Origin of the sequence: Enterobacter sp. CPE_E1241, assembly GCF_045618265.1 — a bacterium.
Lineage (GTDB): Bacteria > Pseudomonadota > Gammaproteobacteria > Enterobacterales > Enterobacteriaceae > Enterobacter > Enterobacter adelaidei.
In genome coordinates this window covers 3,316,543-3,335,793 of the sequence record NZ_JBIWYV010000001.1, presented here as the reverse complement: position 1 = coordinate 3,335,793, position 19,251 = coordinate 3,316,543, and the positions used below count along the sequence as shown (strand labels likewise).

The 19,251-nt window shown below is 56.4% G+C and carries 16 protein-coding genes; 9 read left to right on the top strand and 7 right to left on the bottom strand.

What is annotated here, in order from left to right:
* Positions 1-74 precede the first annotated feature (74 nt).
* From menD to ACJ9Y9_RS16260, 7 genes are all read left to right on the top strand, one after another.
* On the top strand, positions 75-1,745 hold the full coding sequence (menD, locus tag ACJ9Y9_RS16290; protein WP_028016255.1) for a 2-succinyl-5-enolpyruvyl-6-hydroxy-3-cyclohexene-1-carboxylic-acid synthase: 1,671 nt from the start codon (positions 75-77) through the stop codon (positions 1,743-1,745).
* The gene (menH, locus tag ACJ9Y9_RS16285; protein WP_028016256.1) at positions 1,742-2,503 is read left to right on the top strand and encodes a 2-succinyl-6-hydroxy-2,4-cyclohexadiene-1-carboxylate synthase; all 762 of its coding nucleotides are present in this window, start codon (positions 1,742-1,744) and stop codon (positions 2,501-2,503) included. The genes menD and menH overlap by 4 nt, the downstream gene beginning before the upstream one ends.
* Positions 2,504-2,513: 10 nt before the next feature.
* Positions 2,514-3,371, top strand: a complete 858-nt coding sequence (gene menB / locus ACJ9Y9_RS16280; protein WP_028016257.1) for a 1,4-dihydroxy-2-naphthoyl-CoA synthase — start codon at positions 2,514-2,516, stop codon at positions 3,369-3,371.
* Positions 3,371-4,336: an o-succinylbenzoate synthase gene (gene menC, locus ACJ9Y9_RS16275; protein WP_028016258.1), complete on the top strand. Its 966-nt coding sequence runs from the start codon at positions 3,371-3,373 to the stop codon at positions 4,334-4,336. Before menB ends, menC begins: the two co-directional genes overlap by 1 nt.
* Entirely contained in the window at positions 4,333-5,694 is a 1,362-nt protein-coding gene (menE, locus tag ACJ9Y9_RS16270) for an o-succinylbenzoate--CoA ligase (RefSeq protein WP_028016259.1), read from the top strand. The genes menC and menE overlap by 4 nt, the downstream gene beginning before the upstream one ends.
* 124 nt (positions 5,695-5,818) lie before the next feature.
* A complete protein-coding gene (locus ACJ9Y9_RS16265) occupies positions 5,819-6,358 on the top strand; it encodes a YfaZ family outer membrane protein (RefSeq protein ID WP_028016260.1) in 540 nt (179 codons plus the stop codon).
* Between the two features lie 93 nt (positions 6,359-6,451).
* Positions 6,452-7,651, top strand: coding sequence for a nicotinamide mononucleotide deamidase-related protein YfaY (locus ACJ9Y9_RS16260; RefSeq protein ID WP_028016261.1), 1,200 nt, complete (start codon positions 6,452-6,454; stop codon positions 7,649-7,651).
* A 33-nt stretch (positions 7,652-7,684) separates the two neighbouring features.
* Here the strand turns inward: ACJ9Y9_RS16260 and glpC are convergent, their stop codons facing one another.
* Genes glpC through glpA form a run of 3 tightly spaced genes read right to left on the bottom strand, consistent with a single transcriptional unit; the run spans position 7,685 to position 11,707 of the window.
* Positions 7,685-8,875 (bottom strand): anaerobic glycerol-3-phosphate dehydrogenase subunit GlpC, encoded by a 1,191-nt coding sequence (gene glpC, locus ACJ9Y9_RS16255; protein ID WP_028016262.1) that lies wholly within the window; start codon positions 8,873-8,875, stop codon positions 7,685-7,687.
* Positions 8,872-10,089: a glycerol-3-phosphate dehydrogenase subunit GlpB gene (gene glpB / locus ACJ9Y9_RS16250; protein WP_028016263.1), complete on the bottom strand. Its 1,218-nt coding sequence runs from the start codon at positions 10,087-10,089 to the stop codon at positions 8,872-8,874. The genes glpC and glpB overlap by 4 nt, the downstream gene beginning before the upstream one ends.
* Positions 10,079-11,707 (bottom strand): anaerobic glycerol-3-phosphate dehydrogenase subunit A, encoded by a 1,629-nt coding sequence (gene glpA / locus ACJ9Y9_RS16245; protein WP_028016264.1) that lies wholly within the window; start codon positions 11,705-11,707, stop codon positions 10,079-10,081. The genes glpB and glpA overlap by 11 nt, the downstream gene beginning before the upstream one ends.
* Positions 11,708-11,963: 256 nt before the next feature.
* Here glpA and glpT point away from each other — a divergent pair, with 256 nt between their 5' ends.
* Positions 11,964-13,316, top strand: a complete 1,353-nt coding sequence (glpT, locus tag ACJ9Y9_RS16240; protein WP_028016265.1) for a glycerol-3-phosphate transporter — start codon at positions 11,964-11,966, stop codon at positions 13,314-13,316.
* 11 nt (positions 13,317-13,327) lie between these two features.
* Complete coding sequence (gene glpQ / locus ACJ9Y9_RS16235) at positions 13,328-14,380, top strand: glycerophosphodiester phosphodiesterase (RefSeq protein WP_028016266.1); 1,053 nt, start codon at positions 13,328-13,330, stop codon at positions 14,378-14,380.
* Between the two features lie 23 nt (positions 14,381-14,403).
* Here glpQ and yfaE read toward each other — a convergent pair whose 3' ends face one another.
* The 4 genes from yfaE to ubiG all read right to left on the bottom strand — a co-directional run bounded on the left by yfaE (position 14,404) and on the right by ubiG (position 19,201).
* A complete protein-coding gene (gene yfaE / locus ACJ9Y9_RS16230) occupies positions 14,404-14,658 on the bottom strand; it encodes a class I ribonucleotide reductase maintenance protein YfaE (protein WP_028016267.1) in 255 nt (84 codons plus the stop codon).
* On the bottom strand, positions 14,658-15,788 hold the full coding sequence (gene nrdB / locus ACJ9Y9_RS16225) for a class Ia ribonucleoside-diphosphate reductase subunit beta (RefSeq protein ID WP_028016268.1): 1,131 nt from the start codon (positions 15,786-15,788) through the stop codon (positions 14,658-14,660). The genes yfaE and nrdB overlap by 1 nt, the downstream gene beginning before the upstream one ends.
* A gap of 51 nt (positions 15,789-15,839) precedes the next feature.
* Positions 15,840-18,125: a class 1a ribonucleoside-diphosphate reductase subunit alpha gene (gene nrdA / locus ACJ9Y9_RS16220; protein WP_028016269.1), complete on the bottom strand. Its 2,286-nt coding sequence runs from the start codon at positions 18,123-18,125 to the stop codon at positions 15,840-15,842.
* Between the two features lie 347 nt (positions 18,126-18,472).
* Positions 18,473-19,201, bottom strand: a complete 729-nt coding sequence (gene ubiG, locus ACJ9Y9_RS16215) for a bifunctional 2-polyprenyl-6-hydroxyphenol methylase/3-demethylubiquinol 3-O-methyltransferase UbiG (RefSeq protein WP_028016270.1) — start codon at positions 19,199-19,201, stop codon at positions 18,473-18,475.
* Positions 19,202-19,251 lie beyond the last annotated feature (50 nt).

The following is a 19,251-nucleotide window of genomic DNA, read 5'->3' as shown; positions in this document are numbered from 1 at the left end:
TTCCCGATTCATATCAAAATTCCAAATTTTTCTATTATTTATACTGTGTCGTAATCTTGATTCCGGACAATCTCATGTCAGTAAGTTCTTTTAACCGGCGCTGGGCGGCGGTGATCCTTGAAGCCCTGACCCGCCATGGCGTCAGGCACGTGTGTATTGCGCCGGGTTCTCGCTCAACGCCGCTGACGCTGGCGGCCGCTGAAAACCGGGCATTCATTCACCATACTCATTTTGATGAACGCGGTCTTGGCCATCTGGCACTGGGGCTGGCGAAGGTCAGCAAAGAGCCTGTAGCGGTGATTGTCACCTCCGGTACTGCCGTGGCGAACCTCTATCCGGCACTGATTGAAGCCGGTTTAACCGGTGAAAAACTGATCCTGCTGACGGCTGACCGCCCACCTGAGCTTATCGACTGTGGCGCCAATCAGGCTATTCGTCAGCCGGGACTCTTTTCCTCGCACCCTTCGCAGACAATCTCGTTGCCGCGTCCCACGCAGGATATCCCGGCAAGCTGGCTGGTATCCACCGTCGATCACGCCATGGAGACATTGCGCAGTGGGGCGTTGCATATCAACTGCCCGTTTGCCGAACCGTTGTATGGCGAACTGGATAACACCGGGCTTGAGTGGCAGCACACCCTCGGTGACTGGTGGGAAAGTGAAAAACCGTGGCTGCGTGAGCAGACGCATCTTGAGAGTGTAAAACAACGTGACTGGTTCTTCTGGCGGCAAAAACGCGGCGTGGTTATCGCCGGGCGCATGAGCGCTGCTGAAGGAAAATGGGTTGCTGAATGGGCGCAAACACTTGGCTGGCCGCTGATTGGTGACGTGCTCTCCCAGACCGGCCAGCCGCTGCCGTGCGCCGATCTCTGGTTAGGAAATGCAAAAGCCGTCACTGAGCTTTCGCAGGCGCAGATTGTTGTCCAGCTTGGCTCAAGCTTAACCGGTAAGCGATTACTGCAATGGCAGGCAACGTGCACCCCGGAAGAATACTGGCTCGTTGATCCGCTGGAAGGGCGGCTCGACCCGGCGCACCATCGCGGGCGTCGTCTGGTCAGCCGTATCGACACCTGGCTTACGCTCCATCCGGCGGAAAAACGCAAACCCTGGGCCGTTGCGATCCCGGAACTTTCGCGTCATGCGTGGGAGCTCACCAAAGCGCATTGTGAAGCGTTTAGCGAGGCCGGACTGGCGCACCGTATTCGCCAGTATTTGCCTGAGCAGGGGCAACTGTTTGTCGGCAATAGCCTCGTTGTGCGTCTGATTGACGCGTTTTCGAAGCTGCCTGCGGGTTACCCGGTTTACAGCAACCGTGGCGCCAGCGGTATTGATGGGCTGATCTCAACGGCAGCAGGCGTGCAGCGCGCCAGCGCGAAATCGACGCTGGCAATCGTGGGCGATCTCTCTGCACTCTACGATCTCAACGCGCTGGCGCTGCTACGACAGGCGTCGGCCCCGTTTGTGCTGATTGTGGTCAACAACAACGGCGGGCAGATCTTCTCTCTCTTGCCAACGCCGCAAAGCGAGCGTGAACGCTTTTACCTGATGCCGCAGAATGTCCAGTTTGAACACGCCGCGGCGATGTTCAGCCTGAAATACCATCGCCCTGAAAACTGGGAACAGCTTGATATAGCGCTGAGCACCGCCTGGAAACAGCCGGGAGCAACGCTGATTGAGCTGGTGGTGAATGATGCTGACGGCGCGCAGATGCTGCAAAGCCTGCTGGCACAGGTGAGCCAGCTGTGATCCTCTCGGGTGTGCAACAGGCTGGAAAACCAGGTAATCCCTGGCTGGTCTTTTTGCACGGTTTCTCCGGGGATTGCCGTGAGTGGCAGGTGGTTGGCGAGAAACTCAGCAATTATCCCCGGCTGTACCTGGATCTACCGGGGCACGGTGGCTCCGGGAATATTGGCGTGACGGGGTTCAACGAGATGAGCAATATGCTCACCCGAACCTTGCTTAGTTACAACATACTTAACTTCTGGCTTATCGGGTACTCCCTCGGCGGCCGCGTTGCGATGTTCCATGCCTGCCAGCAGCCACAGGGGCTGCAGGGGGTGATTGTGGAAGGTGGGCATCCGGGTTTGCAGGATGACGAAGAGCGCAACAGGCGGCGGGTATCTGATCGCCGCTGGGCACAGCGTTTTCGTACTGAATCGCTGAATAAAGTCTTTACTGACTGGTATCAACAGCCCGTGTTCACCTCCCTGACGGACACCCAGCGCGAAGCGCTGGTTACTTTGCGCAGTCAGAACAACGGCACGACGCTGGCGATGATGCTGGAGGCGACATCGCTGGCCGTGCAGCCTGATTTGCGTGCCGCGCTCAGCGCCCGCAATTTCCCATTTGAATATTTATATGGTGAACATGATGACAAGTTTACGGCCCTTGCCGCGAAACTGAACGCCGTTCGCCATGCAATTCCCAACGCCGGACACAACGCCCACCGGGAAAACCCGGGTGCAGTTGCTGCGTGTCTGGCTCAGATACTGCGTCTTCGATAAAGGACTCTCTATGATCTATCCTGATGAACACATGCTCTATGCTCCGGTTGAATGGCAAGACTGCTCCGAAGGTTATACCGACATCCGTTACCACAAATCCGCAGACGGCATTGCTAAAATCACCATCAATCGTCCACAGGTACGTAACGCCTTTCGTCCGCTGACCGTGAAAGAGATGATCCAGGCGCTGGCAGATGCGCGCTATGACGACAACATCGGCGTGATTGTTCTGACCGGCGAAGGTAACAAAGCGTTTTGCTCCGGTGGCGATCAGAAAGTGCGCGGTGACTACGGCGGATACCAGGATGATGCGGGTACACACCACCTGAACGTGCTCGATTTCCAGCGTCAGATCCGTACCTGTCCAAAACCGGTCGTGGCGATGGTGGCAGGCTATTCCATCGGTGGCGGTCATGTGCTGCACATGATGTGCGATCTGACGATTGCCGCAGAGAACGCTATTTTCGGCCAGACTGGCCCGAAAGTGGGCTCTTTCGACGGCGGCTGGGGTGCCTCTTACATGGCGCGCATTGTCGGGCAGAAAAAAGCCCGCGAAATCTGGTTCCTGTGCCGTCAGTACAATGCTCAGGAAGCGCTGGATATGGGGCTGGTCAATACTGTCGTACCGATTGCCGATCTCGAAAAAGAGACCGTGCGCTGGTGTCGTGAAATGCTGCAAAACAGCCCGATGGCGCTGCGCTGCCTGAAAGCCGCGCTGAACGCCGACTGTGACGGTCAGGCGGGTCTGCAGGAACTGGCGGGCAACGCCACGATGCTGTTCTACATGACCGAAGAAGGTCAGGAAGGGCGCAACGCGTTTAACGAAAAACGCCAGCCAGACTTCAGCAAATACAAACGGAACCCGTAATGCGTCGCGCGCAGGTTTACCGCTGGCAGATACCGATGGACGCGGGTGTGGTACTGCGTGAACGGCGGTTAAAAACCCGTGACGGCTTCTTCGTTCATCTGCAGCAGGGTGAGCGGGAAGGCTGGGGGGAGGTTTCACCTCTGCCGGGCTTTAGCCTTGAGTCGCTGGATGACGCGCAGTCTGCATTACTGGCGTGGGCCGGAGAGTGGCGTGAGGGAGCGGATCCGGCGTTGCCGGACGTTCCTTCCGTGGCTTTTGGCATTAGCTGCGCGCTGGCGGAACTCGACGGTAGTTTGCCTGAAGAGGCTAATTACCGTGCAGCACCGCTCTGCACCGGCGATCCGGACGAACTGTTCGCCCTGCTTTCCGCTATGCCCGGTGAGAAAGTGGCGAAAATCAAAGTTGGCCTGTACGAAGCGGTGAGAGACGGAATGGTCGCTAACCTCCTGCTGGAAGCGATCCCGGATCTGCATCTGCGTCTGGATGCTAACCGCGCGTGGACGCCACTTAAGGCACAGCAATTCGCGAAGTACGTGAATCCGGCATACCGCAGTCGCATTGCCTTCCTGGAAGAACCGTGTAAAACCCGCGATGATTCGCGTGCGTTTGCCCGCGAAACGGGGATTGCCATCGCCTGGGATGAAAGCCTGCGCGAAGCGGATTTTGAATTTGTCGCCGAACCCGGCGTCAGCGCGGTAGTGATTAAACCAACGCTGACCGGCAGTCTGGCGAAAGTGCGCGAGCAGGTCGCAGCGGCACATGCGTTGGGGTTGACGGCGGTGATCAGCTCCTCCATCGAATCCAGCCTTGGGCTGACCCAACTGGCACGTATCGCTGCCTGGTTAACGCCAGACACGATCCCAGGTCTCGACACGCTAAACCTGATGCAGGCTCAGCTTATTCGCCAGTGGCCGGACAGTCCGCTGCCGTGCCTCGACGTTGAGGCGCTGGAGCCATTGCGATGAGTTTTACCGACTGGCCGTGGCGGCACTGGTGTGCGCAGGCTGCCGATAAGCCGGCGCTGAGGCTGAACGATGAGGTGCTTACCTGGCAACAGCTGTGTGCGCGTGTCGACCACCTTGCGGCAGGATTTCAGCAGCAGGGCGTCGGAGAGGGCGACGGTGTGCTGCTGCTGGCCCATAATCATCCGCAAACCTTGACGGCATGGCTGGCACTGCTCCAGTGCGGGGCGCGCATTCTTCCCGTTAACCCGCAGTTGCCGCGTCATCTGCTGGATGTTCTGCTTCCGCAGATGACCCTGCGCTTTGCGCTGGTGCTGGACGGCATCTACGACGATCTTCCCGTCCTGAACATGTACGAGCATGCTGGCGAACATCGCGTTACGTGGCAACCGGCGCGGTTGGCCTCCATGACGCTGACCTCCGGCTCCAGCGGGTTGCCGAAAGCGGCGGTCCATACCTGCGAAGCCCATCTTGCCAGCGCGCGCGGCGTGCTGGCGCTGATGCCCTACGGTGATGAGGATGACTGGTTACTTTCGCTTCCGCTGTTTCATGTTTCCGGTCAGGGGATTTTATGGCGCTGGTTGCAGGCCGGGGCACGTTTAACCGTTCGCGAAAAGCAGCCGCTTGAGCAGGCACTGCAGGGCTGTACCCACGCTTCTCTGGTACCGACACAGCTCTGGCGTCTGCTTAACACTCAGCTTCATATTGCGCTGAAAGCCGTTCTGCTCGGCGGAGCGGCAATTCCTGTTGAACTGACAGAGAAAGCGCGAAAACAGGGCGTTCGCACCTTCTGTGGCTATGGCTTGACGGAGTTTGCTTCAACAGTCTGTGCGAAAGAGGCGGACGGCGAGCCGGATGTGGGCGGTGTACTGCCGGGCAGAGAAGTGCAGGTGGTTGACGGTGAAGTCTGGATCAAAGCGCAAAGTATGGCCTCAGGCTACTGGCGTGACGGGGCGTTGATCCCGCTGACGAATGAGCAGGGCTGGTTCGCGACCCGCGATCGCGGTGAATGGCATGATGACCGGCTGACAATTCTGGGGCGTATGGACAACCTCTTTTTTAGCGGCGGAGAAGGGATCCAGCCTGAAAGTCTTGAGCGGGTTATCGCCCGTCATCCGCAAATTAACCAGGTGTTTATCGTCCCGCTGGACGATGCCGAGTTTGGGCAGCGCCCGGTAGCCGTGGTGGAGTGTGAACCGGGAACGGATATCACCTGTTTACCTGACTGGGTCCGGGATAAACTGGCGCGTTTTCAGCAACCCGTCCGGTGGCTAGTGTTGCCGACTGAGCTCAAAAATGGCGGCATTAAGGTCTCCCGTCGCGCGCTGCAACAGTGGGTGAATGCATCGCTTAAGGGATAGTAGCCGTTTCAAATAGTTACAATCTACCGGCTTGCCGCACGCAGAGTGCTTGATCCCATGGAGACTCCGGTTAAAATCTCGCGGTTTTGGGACTTCTTTATAATAATTGTGCGGGATCACGACAATGAAAAAAGTGGCATTACTGGGCTTCGGCCTGATGGTTGTTTCTGCGGCGGCTAACGCCATTAGTATTAACGGCTCGGCGGGTCAGGATTACACCCACCTGGGCTTTGGCATGGGCACCGAGACTTCTGGTCTGGCAATGACCGGTGGCTGGACACATAACGATGACGACGGCGACGCAGCCAGCCTTGGCCTGGGTCTGAACATTCCTCTTGGTCCGTTCCTGGCCACTGTCGGCGGTAAAGGTATTTATACCAACCCGAACGACGGTGATGAAGGCTATGCGGCGGCAGTGGGTGGCGGTCTGCAGTGGAAAATTGGCGACAGCTTCGGTCTGTTTGGTGAGTATTACTATTCCCCGGACTCGCTCTCCAGCGGCATTGAAAGCTATGAAGAAGCCAACGCCGGTGCGCGCTGGACCATCATGCGTCCAATTACCATCGAAGCAGGCTATCGCTACCTGAACCTGGCCGGTAAAGACGGCAACCGCGACAACGCGCTGGCTGATGGCCCTTACGTGGGCGTCAGCGCAGGTTTCTAATCACTCCGGCGCGGCATTCTGTCGCGCCAGTTTCTCTCTTCTCCATCCTGCGTTTGCGTTATAGTGTTTTGACCATTTAAGCGGGAGAACATAATGATTAACGTGGAGATGTTATCCACCGGCGATGAAGTGCTGCATGGACAGATTATCGACACCAATGCTGCCTGGCTTGCCGATCTTTTCTTTGAGCAAGGATTACCGTTAACGCGCCGCAACACGGTGGGCGACAATCTTGAGTCACTGGTCAATATCCTGCGTGAGCGCAGCGAACAGTGTGACGTGCTGATTGTGAATGGCGGACTTGGCCCCACCAGTGACGATCTCAGCGCACTGGCCGCCGCCACAGCAAAAGGTGAAGGGCTGGTGCTGCACGAGGCGTGGCTCTCGCAGATGGAGCGCTTTTTCTCCGAACGTGGCCGCGTCATGGCACCCAGCAACCGCAAACAAGCTGAAATTCCCGCCAGCGCTGAGTTGGTTGACAACCCGGTCGGTACCGCATGTGGATTTGCCATGCAGCTGAACCGCTGCCTGATGTTCTTCACGCCGGGCGTACCCTCAGAATTTAAAGTGATGGTCGAGCAGCAGATCCTGCCGCGCCTTCGCGATCGTTTTACCCTGCCTGAACCCCCGATTTGCCTGCGTCTGACCACTTTTGGCCGCTCGGAAAGCGACCTGGCCCAGAGTCTTGATCACCTGCAACTGCCGCCTGACGTATCAATGGGGTATCGGTCCTCCATGCCAATCATTGAACTCAAGCTGACGGGGCCTGCAGAGCAGAAAGCGGCGATGCTGGCACTCTGGCCTGAGGTGCAGCGTGTGGCGGGTGAAAGCCTGATCTTCGAAGGGACGGAAGGGTTGCCCGCGCAGATTGCGAAGCAGCTGCAGTCTCGTCAGCTGAGCGTGACCTTAAGCGAGCAGTTCACCGGCGGCCTGCTGGCGCTGCAGCTGTCGCGCGTCAATGCGCCGCTGTTGGCCAGCGAAGTGGTGCCGTTCCAGCAGGAGACGCTGGCGCAGACCGCCCGTTGGGCTTCTGAAAGAAGGGTAAAACATTTTGCCGGGCTGGCGCTGTTTGTCGGTGGGCTGGATGAGGAATACCTGAACTTTGCGCTGGCGACACCGGAAGGCACGTATGCCCTGAGGGTAAAAATGAGTATCACCCGCCACAGCCTGGCGATACGGCAGGAAGTTTGCGCCATGATGGCGCTGAACATGCTGCGCCGCTGGTTGAATGGCAAAGAGGTTGCCAGCGAGCACGGCTGGATAAACGTTGTCGAGTCGCTGTTCGTTGAGTAAAACACTGACCGGGGCTTCTCGCCCCGGCCATGTTCAGCCCAGAGCCCTCGCCAGTATGGTGATCGGATGTTCGCAGCGCTTGCTGGTGGACATCTCTATTTGCCACTTGCAGGTTTCGCAGTCGGTTACCACGATATCCGCGCCGCTTTCCTCAATCTGACGGAACAGTGGGGCGCCAATCGCCTGTGACGTTTCGTAATTTTCACTTTTGAAGCCGTACGTTCCCGCAATACCGCAGCAGCGGGAATCCAGCACCGTCAGCTCCAGCCCAGGAATTAAGCGTAGCAGTTCAAGCGTATAGAGCGACCAGCCCATTTTTTCCATGTGGCAGGGCGTGTGATACACCACTTTCAGCGGCAATTTCCCCAGCGGCAACGTCTGCCCGCTATCCAGTTTGCGCCACAGGAAGCGTGTTGCCAGTTCAATGTGCTCGCGCAGCCCGGTGTTATCCACGTCCAGCAGATGCGGGTACTCATCTCGCAGGGTGAAGGTACAGGTAGACGAGGTGGCCAGCACCGGAATCCCCCTGTCGACGATGGCTTCACGCAGTGAGGTGACATTGCTTTTGGCCTGCTTGCGCGCTTTATCCGTAAATCCGTTGGCGATCAGTGGTACACCGCAGCATTTTTCCTTACTAAGTAACTGTACGCCCGTCCCCATCGCATTCAGCACTTTAAGCAGATCTTTACCCAACTGCGGGTGGTTGTAATTCACATAGCAGCCATGGAAGAACGCCACCTGTTCGGCATACTGCGCCTGTTGCGCCGCGACGGATTTATACCAGCGACGGAAGGTACCGTGAGAATATTTCGGCAGGCTGCGGTGATGGTCTATTTTCAGTGTCGCATCCAGCAGCTGGCGCACCGGTTTGAGCGCTGTCGCCGCATTCACCAGCGGGGCGAACGGCGTCGAGATGCTCCCCATCAAATCGGTGTGACTGAGAATGGCATCCCGCAATGATGGCTTTTGCGTGCTATAACGCGCCCGGGCGCGCTGGATAATGTCGCCAATGTTGACATCTGATGGGCAGGCAACTTCACAGCGTTTGCAGTTGATGCAGTACTTCAGCGCCTCATCATACAGCTTGCCGTCCTTCAGACGCAGACGCTCACCGTCCGGCCCGGCCTGTTTCGGACCAGGATAACGTGGATTTACGCCGCTGACCGGGCAGACGGTAGTACACACCGTGCATTTAATGCAGCTTTCGAAACGGGTATCGCTCATTGTTCAGCCTCCATGCGCTGGCTAATCTGCTCTGCCACATACAGCGCCGTGACGGCGCAGACCCCGCCACCGCAGCCCTGGGCGATAGGATCATATCCGCCAAGAAGCGAGCCGATAGCAAAGAGATTCCTGACTGACTTACCCGAAAGTTGCGGGTGCAGGTGGTTATCGACAATGACGCCGAACTGTTGCCAGGGCTGTGGCGTGAAGAAATCACTCTGATACCAGTCCGCGCGGGAGGCGCTTTGCCGGACATCCAGACCCATTATGGCTTCGCGGATGCCGTCCCGACTGCTCAGCAGCCCGTTACTGAAGAAACTGCCGCTTGCCAGCACCGTAAAGCGGGCGCGAAGCGGAATATCATCGTGGTTGCGCGTCCAGATTTCGCTCACTTCCCCGTCAGTCAGGGTGATTTTTTTCACCTCATCACCCGCCATCCAGACGCCACCCTGCGCAACAAATTTGCGCTGGAGCTGGGTATGCAGGCGAATACCGGGAACCGAAGGGGGGAGCGTTGGCAGTAAACCGAGTGTGCAGGGCAGTCGATCGGACAGCCAGCGCCAGAGTCGATTGTCGTTTAAGCCAAAGCAGGCGGGCATAAAAAGCGCATCGCACCCTTCTGCAAGCGGTTTGAGCGCCTCATACAGCAGCGGCCATCTCTCTTCATGATCAAGAAAACGGGCAATATTCACCGCGCGAAACTCGCTCGGGTTGTCGCGCAGGACATCAAGCTCAGGCAGCTCTATTTCTGCCGTTTCAGCGTTTACCCCCTGGCGACAAAGTGATGCCGCCGCGAGATGGGGCTGAAAATCCAGAAAACCGCTAATACCTACCACCCGCACACGCGCTGAGTTGAGCGGGGTAACGGGCACCTCCTCCGGGCTGAGCCAGGCGGAGCGTAGGGTGCCGAGTGGTGTAACACGCTGATGATTTTGCCTGGCGCTTCCCTGCAGACGAGCGCCGCAATCCGCCAGTAGCGCTTCGGTTTCCAGGGCAAAGCGATCGATATGCTGCGCGCCTGTCAGGTGATAAGGGTGCTCTGGCGGAAGTTTTTCTCGGTACGTTTCGTCCACCAGATCCAGCGAGCCCGACGAGAAGTGCAGGGCGCTCTGACCCCGGGTGATAATGGCGCAGCGTAGCCCCTGTTTTGTGAGTTTGATGCCACAGAGCAGACCCGCCAGCCCGCCGCCGACGATCACGGTATCAAATTTCATCGTGTTGCTCCTTCTCCAGACCGCAAAGCCCCTGGTAGACCCAGCGGGTAAATTCACTTTCACGCAGAGCATCGCCCCAGGCGACAGGCTGAATACCTTTCCAGCGCTCGTTTAAAAAAGCACTGAGTTGATCGAGCGACTGGGTCGCGGTGGTGGTATGAAAGCGTTGCAATAACCCGGCGGCACGGCAGGCGCACAATTCACCCTGACACGTCCCCATTCCAACCCGGGTGCGGCGGCGGAGATCGAGCAGAGAATTGACGGTCAGATTTTCCACCGCATATTGTACTTCGCCCGCGGTTACGGCTTCGCACTCGCAGACCAGGCTGCGACTAAGCCGGCCTTCGCCCAGCCAGACCGGCGTCCTGTCACCATGACGATAGATGGCCGAACCGCGCAGAGGAGCGGGCAGGGAGATAATTTTTTGCAGCGTCTTCTCGGTAGACTGACGTGAGCCGGGAAGGGGCTGTTCTGCCGTTTTGCACGGCTCGGTGTTGCCCAGTTTGCGGCAGACGGCATCGGTTGCCCATTCGGCCATCAGACGATAGGTCATCAGTTTGCCACCGGTGATGGTGATAAACCCTTCCATGCCGTCGCGTTCAGCATGATCGAGCAGCACAATGCCCCGGCTGACGTTACGCCCGCTTGGGTCGTTATCGCTGGCAACTAACGGACGCACACCCGCGTAGGCGCGCAGGATCCGGGTCTGCGCCATCACCGGGGCCAGTTTTTCCCCTTCACGCAGCAGAATATCCACTTCTTCAGCAGTGACGCGGTTGTAATCAATCTCGCTATAGTCCACGTGGGTTGAGGTGGTACCGATTAATGAAATGGTATCGCCCGGAACCAGAATATCGGCATCAGACGGTTTACGGCAGCGGTTAATCACATGGTTATTGATGCGATGGTCGAGGATCAGCAGCGAGCCTTTTGCCGGAAACATGCGAACGGACAAGTCGGCATACTCGGCAATCCGCTGCCCCCAGATCCCCGCCGCATTGACGACCACGGAAGCATAAAGTTCGCTGTGTTCGTTATATTGCGTATTAAAAAGCCGCACGCCACGGACGCGGTTACCTTCCCGGATAAGCCCGGTCACTTCATGCCCGGTCAGGATGTGCGCGCCATGTTCGCGGGCATCAAGCATATTGGCGGCCGTCAGGCGGAAGGGATCAACCGTGCCGTCTGGCACTTTTACCGCCCCTGTCAGGATCGGGTTGACGGAGGGCTCAATGCGCCGCGCCAGGGCCGGGTCAATGGCCTCGGCCTGAATCCCCGCCGCGCGACAGGCGGTAATAAAGGTAGCCTGAAAGGCGAGATCGTCTTCGGGAAGCGTGATAAACAAGCCGTCTGTAGGTTCAATGCAGTGGCGAGCAATTCGCCGCAGGATCTGGTTTTCGGCAATACATTCACGAGCTGATTCGCCATCGGTAACGGCGTAGCGGGCACCGCTGTGAAGCAGGCCATGATTGCGCCCGGTGGCGCCTGTCGCAATATCATGGCGCTCCAGAAGCGTGACGCTCAACCCCCTGAGTGCGCAATCACGTGCGATGCCGGCACCGGTCGCACCGCCGCCAATGATAATCACATCGCTGTAGCGTGGATCGTGAATTGTCATTGTCATCCCTCTGTGTTCGTTTTTTTACCATTTAGCCACATGAAAACTATGGTTTGTTTGATTTCGAACACAAACGAGCGAAATTCGAAAGTGAAACGTGATTTCATGCGCTTTTTTGCGCATCCTGTCATATTTCTGTAACAATCTGTGCGTTGATTCACAGTAACAATCACCGTGATTTCTTAACATCGCCGCCTCTCTGGAGTATGGGGCAGTAAAACCCCTGTAAATTCAATACCTGGCCACGGAGGCTGTCATGCTCAGTATCTTCAAACCCGCGCCGCATAGTGCGCGTCTGCCTGAGGCAGAAATTGATCCGCTATACCGTCGTCTGCGTTGGCAAATTTTCCTGGGGATTTTCTTCGGGTACGCGGCGTACTACCTGGTGCGTAAAAACTTCGCGCTCGCCATGCCTTATCTGGTGGAGCAGGGCTTTTCGCGTGGTGATTTGGGGTTCGCGCTGTCGGGAATTTCCATTGCCTACGGTTTTTCCAAATTCATTATGGGTTCCGTGTCGGATCGCTCGAACCCGCGTGTGTTTCTGCCAGCCGGTCTGATCCTGGCGGCTGCGGTGATGTTGTTTATGGGCTTTGTGCCGTGGGCAACCTCCAGTATTGCCATCATGTTCGTGCTGCTGTTCCTCTGCGGCTGGTTCCAGGGAATGGGATGGCCACCATGCGGACGCACCATGGTGCACTGGTGGTCGCAGAAGGAACGTGGCGGCATCGTGTCGGTATGGAACTGTGCGCATAACGTGGGAGGCGGTATTCCACCGCTGCTGTTCCTGTTGGGGATGGCCTGGTTCAACGACTGGCACGCGGCGCTCTATATGCCTGCTTTCGGTGCTATCGTCGTGGCGATTATCGCTTTCGCGCTGATGCGCGACACGCCTCAGTCCTGCGGTTTGCCTCCGATCGAAGAGTACAAAAACGACTATCCGGATGATTACAGCAAGGAGCACGAAGAAGAGCTGACGGCAAAACAGATCTTCATGAAGTACGTCCTGCCGAACAAGCTGCTGTGGTACATCGCGGTGGCGAACGTGTTCGTTTACCTGCTGCGCTATGGCATCCTCGACTGGTCGCCAACCTACCTGAAAGAGGTGAAGCACTTCGCGCTGGATAAATCCTCCTGGGCCTACTTCCTGTACGAATATGCCGGGATCCCAGGCACGCTGCTTTGCGGCTGGATGTCGGACAAAGTGTTTAAAGGTAACCGCGGTGCGACAGGCGTGTTCTTTATGACCCTGGTGACCATCGCCACCGTGGTGTACTGGCTTAACCCGCCGGGCAATCCGGGTGTGGACATGGCTTGTATGATTGTCATCGGCTTCCTGATTTACGGTCCGGTGATGCTGATCGGTCTGCATGCCCTGGAGCTGGCGCCGAAAAAAGCGGCGGGCACGGCGGCAGGCTTTACCGGCCTGTTTGGCTACCTCGGCGGGTCGGTCGCGGCAAGCGCCATTGTGGGCTACACCGTTGACTTCTTCGGCTGGGACGGCGGCTTTATGGTGATGATTGGCGGTAGCGTGCTGGCGGTTCTGCTGCTGATTGTTGTGATGATCGGCGAAAAACGTCACCACGCTGAAGTGCTGGCGCGTCGTCAATAAGGAGCATTGCGATGAAATTAACTCAGTTAGCCACCGGTCTGCTGCTAGTCGGTTTGATGACAGGCTCTGCGCTGGCGGCAGATAAAATCGTTATTGCCCACCGCGGCGCAAGCGGCTATCTGCCGGAGCATACGCTCCCGGCAAAAGCGATGGCCTATGCGCAGGGCGCGGATTACCTGGAGCAGGATCTGGTGATGACGAAGGACGACCAGCTGGTCGTCCTGCATGACCACTATCTTGACCGCGTGACGGACGTGGCGGAGCGTTTCCCGGACCGCGCCCGCAAAGATGGCCGTTTCTACGCCATCGACTTCACGCTGGCGGAAATTCGCTCGCTGAAGTTTACCGAAGGCTTTGAGATCGAAAACGGCAAGAAGGTGCAGGTCTATCCGGGACGCTTCCCGATGGGCAAATCTGACTTCCGGATCCATACCTTCCAGGAAGAGATTGAGTTTGTTCAGGGGCTGAACCACTCAACCGGTAAAAATATCGGTATCTACCCGGAAATCAAAGCGCCGTGGTTCCACCACCAGGAAGGGAAAGACATTGCGGCCAAAACGCTGGACGTACTGAAGCAGTACGGATACACCAGCAAAAAGGACAAGGTGTATCTGCAGTGTTTTGACGCCGCTGAGTTGAAGCGCATCAAAACCGAGCTGGAGCCGAAGAGGGGGATGGATCTCAATCTGGTGCAGCTGATTGCCTATACCGACTGGAACGAAACCCAGGAGAAGCAGCCGGACGGGAAGTGGGTGAACTACAACTACGACTGGATGTTTAAGCCGGGTGCGATGAAGCAGATAGCGCAGTACGCCGATGGCATCGGGCCGGATTATCACATGCTGGTGGCGGAAGGCTCAACGCCTGGGCACGTGAAGTTGACGGCGATGGTGAAAGAGGCGCATGCCAGCAAGATGCAGGTCCATCCGTACACGGTGCGTGCAGACCAGTTGCCGCCGTATGCCACGGACGTGAATCAGCTTTACGACGTGCTGTATAACCAGGCGGGCGTGGACGGACTGTTTACGGATTTCCCGGATAAAGCAGTGACGTTCTTAAAATAGAAAAAGGGCCGTAAGGCCCTTTTTTACATCTCGATCTCGATATCGCCTTTTGCCCGGCAGCAGCAGGGCAAAATTTCCCCTTCACTGATAAAGGCCAGCGGCTCGGTCAGCCAGTCCACCTGACCTGTCACCAGACGGCAGCGACAGGAGCCGCAATAGCCTTCACGACACTGATACTCAACCGCCACCTGGTTCGCCTCAAGCGCCACCAGCAGAGAAGGGTGCTCTTCCTGACACAGCACTTCGGTGCCAGAAAGACGTAGCGTTACGCGTGTCATCAGAGCTGGAAGTTGCTCAGGTCGTCAGTATCAACTTCGGAGTCAATCTGACCGACCAGGTAAGAACTCACTTCCACTTCCTGCGGCGCAACCTGCACGTTATCCGATACCAGCCAGGTGTTGATCCACGGGATGGGGTTGGAGCGCGTCTGGAACGGCAGGTCGAGGCCGACAGCCTGCATACGGATGTTGGTGATGTACTCAACGTACTGGCACAGAATGTCTTTGTTCAGGCCAATCATGGAGCCGTCGCGGAACAGGTAGTCTGCCCACTCTTTCTCCTGCTGGGCCGCCAGCACGAACAGGTCATAGCACTCCTGTTTGCACTCTTCGGCGATTTCCGCCATTTCCGGGTCGTCCACGCCGCTGCGCAGCAAGTTCAGCATGTGCTGGGTGCCGGTCAGGTGCAGGGCTTCGTCACGGGCGATAAGACGGATGATTTTGGCGTTACCTTCCATCAGCTTGCGTTCGGCAAAGGCGAAAGAGCAGGCAAAGCTCACGTAGAAGCGAATGGCTTCCAGCGCGTTGACGCTCATCAGGCACAGATACAGCTGTTTTTTCAGCGCACGCAGGTTCACGGTAACGGTTTTGCCGTTCACGTTATGGGTACCTTCGCCCAGCAGATGCCAGTAACTGGTCATCTCGATCAGTTCGTCGTAGTAGTGAGCAATGCCTTCTGCGCGTTTCTGGATCTGCTCGTTGGTGACGATATCGTCAAACACCACCGCCGGATCGTTAACGATATTGCGAATGATATGGGTGTAAGAACGGGAGTGGATCGTCTCAGAGAACGCCCAGGTTTCCACCCAGGTTTCCAGTTCCGGAATGGAGATCAGCGGCAGCAGCGCCACGTTCGGGCTGCGGCCCTGAATGGAGTCCAGCAGCGTCTGGTACTTCAGGTTGCTGATGAAGATATGTTTTTCGTGATCCGGCAGCGACTGGTAATCAATACGGTCGCGGGAGACGTCAACCTCTTCCGGGCGCCAGAAGAAGGAGAGTTGCTTTTCAATCAGCTTTTCGAAGATGTCATATTTTTGCTGATCGTAGCGTGCCACGTTGACTGGCTGGCCGAAGAACATCGGCTCTTTGAGCTGGTCGTTTTTCGTCTGTGAAAAGGTGGTGTATGCCATGAATTGGAGTCCTGTCTTACGAAATAAAGGCGGGGAAATCCCCGCCCTTTATTAGATCTTACATGCGCCGCTTTCGCAGCCATCGTCCTGAATTGACGGTACAAGGTCGTCCTGCGCGTCTTCTGCACCATCTCGGGTGTTGTGATAGTACAGGGTTTTCACGCCAAATTTATAGGCAGTGAGCAGGTCTTTCAGCAGTTGCTGCATCGGTACCTTACCTGACGGGAAGCGCGTTGGGTCGTAGTTGGTGTTTGCAGAGATCGACTGGTCGATAAACTTCTGCATGATCCCAACCAGCTGCAGGTAGCCGTCGTTGTTTGGCATTTCCCACAGCAGCTCGTAGTTGTTACCCAGCGTCTCGTAATCCGGCACCACCTGGCGCAGAACACCGTCTTTCGACGCTTTAATGCTGACGTGGCCGCGAGGTGGCTCGATACCGTTGGTGGCGTTAGAGATCTGCGAAGAGGTCTCAGACGGCATCAGGGCAGAGAGCGTAGAGTTACGCAGGCCATAAGTCTTAATGGATTCGCGAAGGCCTTCCCAGTCCAGATGCAGCGGCTCGCTGACAATCGCGTCCAGATCTTTTTTGTAGGTATCGATCGGCATAATGCCTTTCGCGTAGGTGGTTTCGTTAAACCACGGGCACGCACCTTGCTCTTTCGCCAGCTCGTTGGACGCTTTCATCAGATAATACTGAATAGCTTCAAACGTCTGGTGGGTCAGGTTATTGGCGCTGCCGTCAGAGTAACGCTTGCCGTTTTTCGCCAGCCAGTAGGCAAAGTTGATCACACCAATGCCCAGGGTACGACGACCCATTGCACCACGTTTAGCGGCCGGGATTGGGTAATCCTGGTAGTCCAGCAGGGCATCCAGCGCACGAACCGCCAGCACGGCCAGCTCTTCCAGCTCGTCGAGGCTCTTAATCGCACCCAGGTTGAACGCAGACAGCGTACACAGCGCAATTTCACCGTTTTCGTCGTTAACATCGTCCAGCGGCTTGGTCGGCAGGGCGATTTCCAGGCACAGGTTAGACTGGCGCACTGGCGCAACAGCCGGATCAAACGGGCTGTGGGTGTTGCAGTGGTCAACGTTCTGGATGTAGATACGGCCGGTAGAGGCACGTTCCTGCATCATCAGAGAGAACAGGTCTACCGCTTTCACACGCTGTTTACGGATGCTGTCGTCTTTCTCATATTTGGTGTACAGACGTTCGAACTCATCCTGATCAGCGAAGAACGCGTCGTACAGGCCAGGGACGTCGGACGGGCTGAACAGGGTGATGTCTTCACCTTTCAGCAGACGGGTGTACATCAGTTTGTTGATCTGTACGCCGTAGTCCATGTGACGCACGCGGTTGCCTTCCACGCCACGGTTGTTTTTCAGTACCAGCAGGCTTTCCACTTCCAGGTGCCACATCGGGTAGAACAGGGTCGCAGCACCGCCGCGTACGCCGCCCTGAGAGCAGGATTTAACCGCCGTCTGGAAGTGCTTATAGAACGGGATACAGCCGGTGTGGAATGCTTCACCGCCGCGAATTGGGCTGCCCAGAGCACGGATGCGACCGGCGTTGATACCGATACCAGCACGCTGGGAAACGTATTTCACAATGGCGCTGGAGGTGGCGTTGATAGAATCCAGGCTGTCACCACACTCGATCAGCACGCAGGAGCTGAACTGGCGGGTAGGGGTGCGCACGCCAGACATGATTGGCGTAGGCAGAGAAATTTTGAACGTGGATACCGCATCATAGAAACGCTTCACATATTCCAGACGGGTTTCACGTGGGTAGTTAGAGAACAGGCAAGCGGCCACCAGAATATAGAGGAACTGGGCGCTTTCGTAGATCTCACCGGTCACACGGTTTTGAACCAGGTATTTGCCTTCGAGCTGCTTCACCGCCGCGTAGGAGAAGTTCATGTCGCGCCAGTGATCGATAAACCCGTTCATCTGCTCGAACTCTTCTTCCGTATAGTCTTCCAGCAGATGCGTGTCGTATTTGCCCAGCTCAACCATTTTCACTACGTGATCGTAAAGCGCAGGCGGCTCAAACTGGCCGTAGGCTTTTTTGCGCAGGTGGAAAATGGCCAGGCGTGCAGCCAGGTACTGATAATCCGGTGCTTCACGGGAGATCAGATCCGCCGCCGCTTTAATGATGGTTTCATGGATATCAGACGTTTTGATGCCGTCGTAGAACTGGATGTGAGATTTCAGTTCAACCTGGGAGATAGATACGTTGTTCAGTCCTTCTGCTGCCCAGTCGAGAACTCGATGGATTTTGTCCAGATTGATACGCTCGGTGGTACCGTCGCGCTTTGTCACCAGCAGACTCTGATTCATGTGGGTTTTACCTGTCCGTGAAATAAAAAATATCCCCCGTTTATCCACAGATCCGCCTTGTGACTAACTCTGTGGATAAATACTACATATAGGGGGTTTGCGATAAGAAAAACGCTATATGGTGAGTATTCTAGTATCGATTCTTTTCAGCACAAGGGTTGATTTTGACGTTAAATTGAGGTTGTGAAAGCGTAAAAAAGGCTAAGTCCTCGTACCGTAAGGCCTGGAAGACATGTCAATAATTAAGAAAAAAAATTCAAAATTTGATCGAGTGCTGATTTCTTCAACGGGCGGTCAGAATTGCGCAACATGATGTCGCGCAATCTTTATAAGAATAACAGATGACGTTAGTCGTTTTTGGCAGTTGTATGCAACATATAGTTAACATCCACGCCCGGTGCGAGTTTGAATTTATCGGTCAATGGATTGAAATGCAGACCGGTGATGTGTTGCTCTTTAAGCCACGTCTGGTCAACCCAGCTCAGTAACTCAGCAGGCTTAATGAATTTCTTCACGTCGTGTGTCCCTTTCGGCACCATGCGAAGCACATACTCTGCGCCGACGACGGCCATCAGCCAGGCTTTACCATTACGGTTGATGGTCGAGAAGAAGACCTGGCCGCCCGGTTTCACCAGTTTTGCGCAGGCGTGCACCACGGACTGCGGATCGGGAACGTGCTCCAGCATCTCCATGCAGGTCACCACATCGTACTGATGCGCATGTTTGGCCGCGTGCTCTTCCACGGTTTCCTGCACGTATTCCACCTTTATGCCGGACTCCAGGGCATGGAGACGGGCAACCTGCAGCGGCTCAAAGCCCATGTCCAGACCAGTGACAGTAGCCCCTTCGCGCGCCATGCTCTCTGCCAGGATACCGCCACCGCAACCGACATCGAGCACTTTCTTACCGAACAGACCGCCGGAACGCTCCGCGATGTAGCCCAGACGCAGCGGGTTAATACGGTGCAGAGGTTTGAACTCACCCTCGAGATCCCACCAGCGGGACGCCACCGCTTCAAATTTGGCAATCTCTTCATGGTCAACGTTGTGAGACACCGGGGATTTTTCGGCATTCATGGGCGCTTTTACTCCTTATTTAGCAAGACGAATGAGTATATCAGGCAATC